The following is an 8,492-nucleotide window of genomic DNA, read 5'->3' on the forward strand; positions in this document are numbered from 1 at the left end:
TGACCGACGCATTACCCGTCAACTGACGGATGCGTTGGCATTGGTTGTTATCCGAGTACTGGACCACTTTGTGGTTTCATTTGAGTGTGTGGTGTCTTTTTCTGAGCGAGGCTGGATTTAAAAAAGCGGCTTATGGCCGCTGATTGAAATAGGGTAGGAGACTACCCTTCAACACATTTTTGGACATTTCTGTGCCAGTGGTTTTGCTAAATTAGCAATTCATGAATAACTACAAGTATGGAAAGTCACTAAACTGGTGCCATGCGTGAATAGACCAGTTCAAGGCGCAATGCCCCTCGACCATCATCGAATAATTTACTTAATAAAGTGGCTTCAGGCTTGTTCAACACTCGGGATTTAACATTGGTTGCGCAACGCCTAATCCTTATTTGTTAAGCTAATTTCTGTCGACTACCTTTGCACAACTAAAACCGCTACCCCGAGAAAAGTCGACTGAACCAAAGAACTTAGGTGATTGTACAAACCAAACAGTATCCAAAAATTCCAAAGCTTTTTTATAGCTTTCACAACTTTCTAAAGATCTTTGAGCCATAAAGTCTTTTTCGTGTTTTGGAGGATGTACAAATTTGTCTCCAAACTGCTCAAGACCGATTAGTTTTCTCTCATCCTCGAAATCAATGTTTTTAGAGTGAGCCACTGAGTTCCTGAATGAAACCATATTGGCAATAGTTTCACGGTGAGGCTCAACTAACTCTCTTTCATCAACTCCAAGTCGAGAAAGGAGCCAATCAAATTTACCCTGAATTGTAGCGTTGATAAACTTTTTAAACTCTGCATTTTTTGTAAACACCTCTTTTCCGAAGGTATTTAGCTTTGACTCCATAGCGAAACAATAGAATGTCATAGCTGGGACTAACTTCTTGAAACGATACCCATCTTTTTCAACTTTTGCTTCGTTGTATAAAGCTATGGCGATAGATTCTAAATAACGGTCGTTTACAATCGAGCCTTCTATTTTATTCATTGCTGATATTTCCTCTATTAGCCTAGCCCAATTAAGGGGTGAGCAACGCTACCACCTAACCTAAAGCATTGTATCGTAAACACTAAAATTGAAGTAGAAGCAAAAATGCCAAGCGTTGTGAATCACTCTTAAATTGTTTATATGGCTATTCGATGAACCTACTGAACCACACCTTGAAAGCTTCAACTATTTCCATTAGGTCATCAAATTTATCAATTGTGGTTATGAAAGTGGCGATCACTAACAAAAATGTTAGCAACAACATTCTCTGTTGAATCTTAACCTGAGCTTTTTGTATGAGGCGATTATGCTCTTCATTTTTGATTTGCTCTTTTGTCAACGTGAAGTAGTGAATGCCTTTACCTTTCATTTTAAAAAGAGGGTCATGGTCTCGCTCGTGACTAACTCTGGATATTTCTCCATCTTCAATGGAAGATTCAAGTATCCAATCTAACGACTTGGATAGTTTCCGTGTTAGATCGAAATTAGCAATATGTTTGCCACCTAACAGACCACTAACAATGTCACTTTGACGAAATTGACCTGTTTTTAGGAACGTATCATTACTCATTAAGCTTTCATAGATTTCATACTTTGACTTCAATGGAGTTCTAAGTCTCTTGGTTACACGCCATGAATTGAGCTTGTTTTTTAGTTTTGTGTATGTGAGGTATGGATAGATAAGAAACAAAGCTCGCCAAAGCACAAACTTAATCAATGTTATTTCACTACAATGTTGCTCATCTATACGCCAACCTTTGAAATAATAGATTACGTCAAATCGGGCTCTTTTGAGCGAATGTTCTGAGACAAAGCAATTTTCAGTTAATTCTGGATTAACAAACTTGCATCCTGAGACTAATCCACTTCGGACAACACCATTGTCCTCTGGCATAAATTGGTAAAGAACTTTATCTCTATCTGTTGGGAAAATAACTCTAACTTCATAGAAGTTATACTTTTTAGCTTCGTCTGAAGACAATGAAAATTTCTTTGGACAGATATGCTTAGAGAAGTATTTTAACGCCCAAAATTTTATTATTTCTGAAAACACTGAACCTCCAAGCTCAACTGCCACATAACATTTAAATATCGTGCAGGCACGAATTTACACTTTCAGTACATCCCAAGATCATTATTTAACCAACTGAAAAATAAGGAAAGATCCTGATTTTTAGCCTGAGTTCAATTCCTATCTGGCTCATCTTGGGGCAAAAAGTGTTTCCGGTTTGCTAAACAGCGAAATACGGATTGGCTTATGTATGGTGAACTTGCAAGTACGTGGCCAAATATTTTTTGGCCACTACAATGAGAGGGTTTAAATTGATTCAACTAGTTGTGATTCAATGTTATCTATCTGTTCAGAAACCCACTTTCTTGCAAGAAACAGTTCACTTTGTATTCCTGTGCCTAAGGGCTCCCATTCAGACTCAGATCTTACCATTGCTAACTCTTTCGCCGAACTATAAAGCTGTATTAGCTTCTGACTATTCTCTTCACTATGAACTGAGTTGTAATATTGGCACCATTCTGCAAACAGCCATATCCATAAAGCTACCTTCAAAGCATCATCCCATTTAGACCAATTTGCACTGCTAGCCAATGGCTGTTGAATTATTTGCTTTTGCTTTCTCAGTACTCTTTCAAAGTTTTTGAGACACTTTTTTTGGTGAGCTTTTGAGCTCTGTGTCCATAACCAAGCTGCTATGTTGGTCACTTCGCCTTCGCGGGAGGAATTGAACAAGCGCGAGCTTGTGGAAGTTTTTGGTTCGAGCAAATTAATAAGCTCTTCATGCCAAATCTGACTAGCATCTCCGAATAACACTCTGTCATCTTCGAGTAGAGGGGTAAGAACTTTGCGAGAGATCCAAGGTTCAGCCCAAGACAATTGCTTCATACGCCCTAGCATCGAGTCAATTGTACTTTTTAATTGGGGTAGATCTAACTTATTAGGAAGGCGTTGGTGAAGCTCTTTAACCAATTTATTGAATGACTCCGTGTCTTGTTCAACTTTAGAATTACGATTTATCAACCAGCCAATGAAGATACATTGCTCATGGCTTGGTAAAGTATCAATGATGCACAGATCACATGAAGAGATGACTTGCTTCTCCAGTGCACACCATCCCAGCCACTTCAAAAATTCGTTATTGCTGCGTAAAAGAGCTTTTAATTGAAGATCGTTTGTCTGTCCAAGCTCAATTGTCTGTGACATTTCTCGCAGTATCTGTCCTAGTACAGATAAACGTATACTGTCTTTCTCAATAAAATCTTTGCTTATCTCCTGCACCTGAACATCCACAATCTTAACTAAAGAAGTGGGGTCATATGCCCATAAATATTGAATGCAGAAGTAATCTCCCCAAGTAAGAAGTGACTGTTTGATCCCAAGTGAAAAATGATGAGGTGCTGTTGAACTACTTAGTAATTCAGACAACGTTTGGTGGAAATAACTAGGGGAAATTACAGATAGTTCATGTTTGTTACTTTCATCACTCGCTCTGTTGAATGTTGCATCCAAGATACTGGCAAGTGAATTCAAAAAGCTCGAATTTGATGAGAAATAATCAACATCGTGGCATTTAGAAACTGTACGGGATAAGACCACACCGATCTCCTCCCAGTAAATGCTAAGATCAACCTTAGATAAGTTGGTAGCATCTATAAAGGACTTAAGTCCACGTGGGTCTATAGCGTGAGGGAAGTCATCATGATATAGGCCTTGCTCTCTTAGCTTACTAGTTAATTCATTCCCTTTTAGCCCCTTTAACAGCGGTTCATTGAGCCAATGAGATAAGATATCGCCTATCACATCACTATCAAAGAGCTCATCATTTTTACCTGATTCAACCGCGTGAAACTCACATGTTTTTGAGTTGTAGAGATGGGAGACTTTCTCGTTAGAAGCAGATAGTAAGCTGTTCTTATATTCAACAACCTTATACAACACATCTGTAGGTATCGGAGTAATAAGTAACGGGAAGTTCTCGTTAGCGCTTTGGAAGGAATTTGATAGATGGTAGCCTTTGACAGGAAGCCCATTACCATCTGTCACTAGTATGTATCGATCGTGTAAACTGCCATCACGAACACCGTAGATATTCACGGTTTTTTGCTGCATTAGCTTTTGATTATGGCTACACGCTCGCAATAATGTTTCAAGCCCTTTAGTAGCTGTGTCACCATCTTTCTTATGATTCGTTCTAAAAATCGTATAGTCAGAATTAGGAGCTGAACTCAATAGTATTAGAGCTAATCCAGCGTCTTCAAAATACGGGTCAAAAATCGTAATTGAATTGTCTTGGTTAGTTTGTGCTAGAGATTTAAACCATTCAGTGAACTGAAGTCTACCTTCACCAGAGCTCATACCCCATTTAAGGAAGAAAGCACCGTCTGACTTTTTAGGATGAATGCGGTCAAATGTTTTTCTCAAAGAACGGTTTATCGTAACCCAAGAGTCTGTTTTCCTAGTCGTCACATTGTTTCGCATAGGAGAATTATTATTCTTTATCGATAGTACTTTCGCAACACGGTCTGACATCTGAGGAGTTACTGTTTTCTCTAACCACTCAAACTTGTTAAATTCAGAAGATCCACTGACTATACTTAGTTGAAAATTCATCTCCCTAATAAAATGGGAAGTCCAACGATCACAAAGAATTAGTTCATCTTTTATACTATTTCCACCATAAATGTCCAATGACATCGAGTCGGCAATGGAGTGAAGATCAGTGCTAGTCTCGAAAGTGCATTCATAGTTACCGTCGTCATTTTGGGTAGCTACCTTAAGTGATGAATAGAGAAGCTGCCCATCGTTCTCAATACGTAAATTGAACTGAAAGCGAGTGTATTGACGAATCTGAGTCGGTGTTAGACTAACATGAACTTCGTCTTTATCATTCGACCATCGAACATTCTTTAATGAACTCTCTTGCTCGTTAATTGAAGGGAGAATCATGAGTTCAATGTCACCAAACCGTTGTAGGTCACGGTCCTCAAACTTCAATCCCGTGTCTTGATTTAATTGTTCAATAACCATCGCGGTTAAGTCAGCGTTATAGTCACCTTGAACAACAAATAGTTCTTGCTTATTGCTTTGAACAATAGAAGAACATAGCCCTCCAGCTCCTCCATGAGGGCTAGCAATAGTCCCCATTGGATGAGCATCCTGATTAATCAAATATGCAAGAGGCTTATATATAAGCTCTTCATGACTGAGTTTCACATCACCAAATAGGTCGCCAATCTTGTCCTGCCCAAAGCCCAGTCCACATGCTTCGTTAATGTTTCGAAGGGTATCTCCTGAACAAAGCCTCTCAATAACATTTTTGGCTTTAGCTCCTTTCACATACAAATTAATCTTTTTGACTTGCGCTCGGTAACTGGAGAAGGTCTTAAAGTTTTCATTGTCACTAAATGACCACAAGTTATTGTCAAAGCTGTAAGGTAGCAGTCGTCCATAAATGACTCGGTTGTCAATAAAATCAACACCTTCGATTCGTAATAACCAGAGCTGTAGAGCACATGGGTACTCCTCTGAAAATAACCTTTCGATGCGTTTATCGTTCAAGATAGAGTCAAGTTCGAATGGCATAGAGTCTTGACTTTTGATCATGGTTGTCCATCCCTATGTGGTGACTAAATTGTTAGAATTTAATTTGGAATAATACACGGTATATGTATGTCAAATGTATGAGCACCTTCACGTTACCTCATAATGCTAACGCCTAAAACAATCATCACGGAGTAAGCCGTGGCCAATTTAAGGTACAAGACCACGATGCATTAGCTCACTTTATAGGAGAGCAAACTGGTCGTAAGAAGGTTTGGGCAGATCTGAGCTAGCTGGCACTTTTTAAGAAAAGTGCCGCGAGTAAAACTTCAGGTCGATGAAGCCTCTGGACAGGAATGCATTAGATATAAAGCTCTAACACGATCCCTTTGGTGAGAAAATATATGTTGAAACCTTAGGTGTTGAGTTAGTACATCTTAGGTGTTGAGTTAGTACATCTTAGGTGTTGAGTTAGTACATCTTAGGTGTCTAACATATCCCATTCATCACCTAACACCCAACGTAATGCTGACAATTTTCCATTAATCATGCCCCACTCAAAGTCGCTCCAAGGCCCTACATTGTCATAGGAGTCTTCAACACGTTTTGCAGACTTCATAGCACCTTTAAGGATATCCTCGTGAATGACATTATTGCCATATCGTTCAGTACCCTCAGGAACAACTTCGATTTCGCCATTTTCAATGCCCCACATGCGATTCTGGTGCCTGTTATACCAAACTTTATCGACTAGCTCGTCCATCGCATCGAGGATTTCTCTTAGACCTCTGGTTTCCTCTGTGTAGTCATACTCAAATTCAATACCATCTAAAAAATCCTCGTCAATTTGATTAATTGCTGATGCTAGATTATTAAAATAGAGAACATTCGTATCATTAAAAATATTACCAAAATCAGAATGTGGTTGGCGGTGATCCTTTGCAGAAAAGTCATTGTGATTGTGGGTTATGAAAAAACAGCAAGCTGACTCACTATCTACACCCTGCGAGAACTCATAAAATTGTTCGATGATGACCGCATCTGCTACAGAGTTTTTACTAATGTGAAATGGTGCTCTTTTATCTAAGCCACGCTGAACTGCGGCTACTTTAGATCGTTCACTAATACTGATTTTTTTTGCTGATTCGATGAGCTTTTCAACCCTGTGAATGGTCACATGGTTGGCATCAGTTAACAGTGGCAAACGCGCATTGATGTCATTTAATACATCTATTGTTTCCGCTTGTTTATCGTCTGCAAACTCACTTACTACTGCTTTGACTTGTTTAAATTCTTGGGACAGCCTTTTGGCAGTTTTGTTTGCTACATCTTCCTTGTTCCTCTCGTACTCTTCGACAACTAGGTCGGTAACCACAAGTGTAATCACACCCGATGTAACCAACTCTTCCAGTGCAGAAACCAAAGGAAGGTCATGCTTTTTTGTCGAAATGTCTAAAAGAACACAGGTATCAAGAAAAATATAAAACATAGCACCTCTAATATGATTAATTTCTGCTAATAAAGTATCTTGCTACACAACGAGATCACTGATCTCAATGTTGCCATAAATATTGTGTTTGGCTACGCGCAACTTTAGATGAGACAAGTTTTCATTTTTCCTAACCAGTTCCGTAATAGTAGATTTGTCAAATTCGCTCATACCGTAACCAAAAATGATAGATTCAAATGCATCAAACGGTATTCGTTTGAGGTTGATTTCAGGGTAGCTCTTAAGCATAGGGGAGAGTTCATTAGGTAATTCAGCGCCAAAGTCTGGTTGTACTAATAGCCCTACTTTCTCTTCGCAAAACATAAGAGGGCATACAATTCGAGTTTCATCTTCAGAAGACCATTGTTTAGCTTTCGAATATAGCAGTCGTTCCGAGAACTCAATTACATCAATACCATTGCTACTAAGAGATTGCAGAACTCCTAATGGATTACCTAAATCTGCAACATGGAAGTTTTTCAACGGAGCACCATTCATTCTCATCATACCTTTATAATATGTAAGAGAAGCTCTTTTATCTGGAGTATAACTAACATCTTTCGGGGGGAGTTGGTTGAAAAACGCATGATCCTCATTGAAAGTAACAGCTAGTCCCTTACCTTCACTAGCATAATGTGTCCACATAAGTTCATTTGTGTCAGATTTTGACAGGGATAAAATCCCTAACTGGCAGCTTAATGCCTCAACTAAAAATGAGTTAACTCTTCCAGCCGTTTGAGCCAGTTGCTCCCGATCATAATCTTCCATTGAGTTGAAGCCTTCTTGATCTAGCATATGCGGGGAATGGTCTCCATATCGAGAGCCACACGGTTTTAGGAAGAAGTTTTCTAATTCTTCATTTGATGGGACATAGGAAGGATCTGTTTGCATTTTATCATGTTCTTTTTTTGCCCATGCATAATCCGCTGGTGAAAACTCATTAAAATATGGCCATAGTCTCGCCTCACTTCCTTTATCATTAAGGTATTTAGGCTGAGTCATGCGAAATAAACCGTTTGATATAAATTCTACTCTTGGTGACCAACTATTGGTTCTATTGTCGAAAACCAAACCATAATACTTTACAAGCATTAGTACTCTCCAGTCATGTAAGCCCACCTATGCGGCGCTGAGCTACCTTCCACACACATAATGCGCCATCTTTTATATGCTTGCAATTTACAATCAGTCCGTCACTTGAATCAAAAATTCATGAATTAGAATGCAGTAAAACCATTTAGTGCAACAGAAACCCATTACACACCTTCAGATAACTTTTTATAAGGCAAAGTCACACTAACAGGTGATGAATGAGTATTTACTCTGAATGGTTTTGGGGCATTTTCGTGATAGAAAGTACCGTGAGTAAGTGTGATCACCAAGCGATTCTGTCGTACCTTAACTACCAAGCGACTTTGTCGTTAGCTTAATTACCGAGGGAAATTGACGGTCCTACTTTTTACGTA

Annotated in this window: 6 protein-coding genes; 1 reads left to right on the forward strand and 5 read right to left on the reverse strand. The window is 39.0% G+C overall.

Features of this window, described 5'->3' with window-relative positions; genetic code table 11:
• Positions 1 to 121: JAB domain-containing protein (locus QQ041_RS23950; RefSeq protein WP_353057853.1), on the forward strand; the 121-nt coding region annotated here is incomplete at its 5' end.
• A 276-nt stretch (positions 122 to 397) separates the two neighbouring features.
• On the opposite strand, the gene QQ041_RS23955 is transcribed toward QQ041_RS23950, so the two are convergent.
• The 5 genes from QQ041_RS23955 to QQ041_RS23975 all read right to left on the reverse strand — a co-directional run bounded on the left by QQ041_RS23955 (position 398) and on the right by QQ041_RS23975 (position 8,118).
• Entirely contained in the window at positions 398 to 985 is a 588-nt protein-coding gene (locus QQ041_RS23955) for a hypothetical protein (RefSeq protein ID WP_285955206.1), read from the reverse strand.
• A 145-nt stretch (positions 986 to 1,130) separates the two neighbouring features.
• Positions 1,131 to 2,039 carry a hypothetical protein gene (locus tag QQ041_RS23960; RefSeq protein ID WP_285955207.1) on the reverse strand — a complete coding sequence of 303 codons (909 nt, stop codon included), beginning with the start codon at positions 2,037 to 2,039 and terminating at the stop codon, positions 1,131 to 1,133.
• Positions 2,040 to 2,303: 264 nt separating this feature from the next.
• Positions 2,304 to 5,600 carry a VPA1262 family protein gene (locus QQ041_RS23965; protein ID WP_285955208.1) on the reverse strand — a complete coding sequence of 1,099 codons (3,297 nt, stop codon included), beginning with the start codon at positions 5,598 to 5,600 and terminating at the stop codon, positions 2,304 to 2,306.
• 418 nt (positions 5,601 to 6,018) lie between these two features.
• Positions 6,019 to 7,026, reverse strand: coding sequence for a PIN domain-containing protein (locus tag QQ041_RS23970; RefSeq protein ID WP_285955209.1), 1,008 nt, complete (start codon positions 7,024 to 7,026; stop codon positions 6,019 to 6,021).
• Positions 7,027 to 7,068: 42 nt separating this feature from the next.
• Positions 7,069 to 8,118 carry a DUF2971 domain-containing protein gene (locus QQ041_RS23975; protein ID WP_285955210.1) on the reverse strand — a complete coding sequence of 350 codons (1,050 nt, stop codon included), beginning with the start codon at positions 8,116 to 8,118 and terminating at the stop codon, positions 7,069 to 7,071.
• Positions 8,119 to 8,492 lie beyond the last annotated feature (374 nt).

Source organism: Vibrio sp. TMPB1044 (assembly GCF_030442075.1).
In the GTDB taxonomy this organism is placed as follows: Bacteria; Pseudomonadota; Gammaproteobacteria; order Enterobacterales; family Vibrionaceae; genus Vibrio; species Vibrio satsumensis.

What these genes read in the sequence shown, in the direction of transcription:
- QQ041_RS23955 (WP_285955206.1), bottom strand. Translation starts at nt 985, where the DNA reads ATGAATAAAATAGAAGGCTCGATTGTAAACGACCGTTATTTAGAATCT.
- QQ041_RS23975 (WP_285955210.1), bottom strand. Translation starts at nt 8,118, where the DNA reads ATGCTTGTAAAGTATTATGGTTTGGTTTTCGACAATAGAACCAATAGT.
- QQ041_RS23965 (WP_285955208.1), bottom strand. Translation starts at nt 5,600, where the DNA reads ATGATCAAAAGTCAAGACTCTATGCCATTCGAACTTGACTCTATCTTG.
- QQ041_RS23970 (WP_285955209.1), bottom strand. Translation starts at nt 7,026, where the DNA reads ATGTTTTATATTTTTCTTGATACCTGTGTTCTTTTAGACATTTCGACA.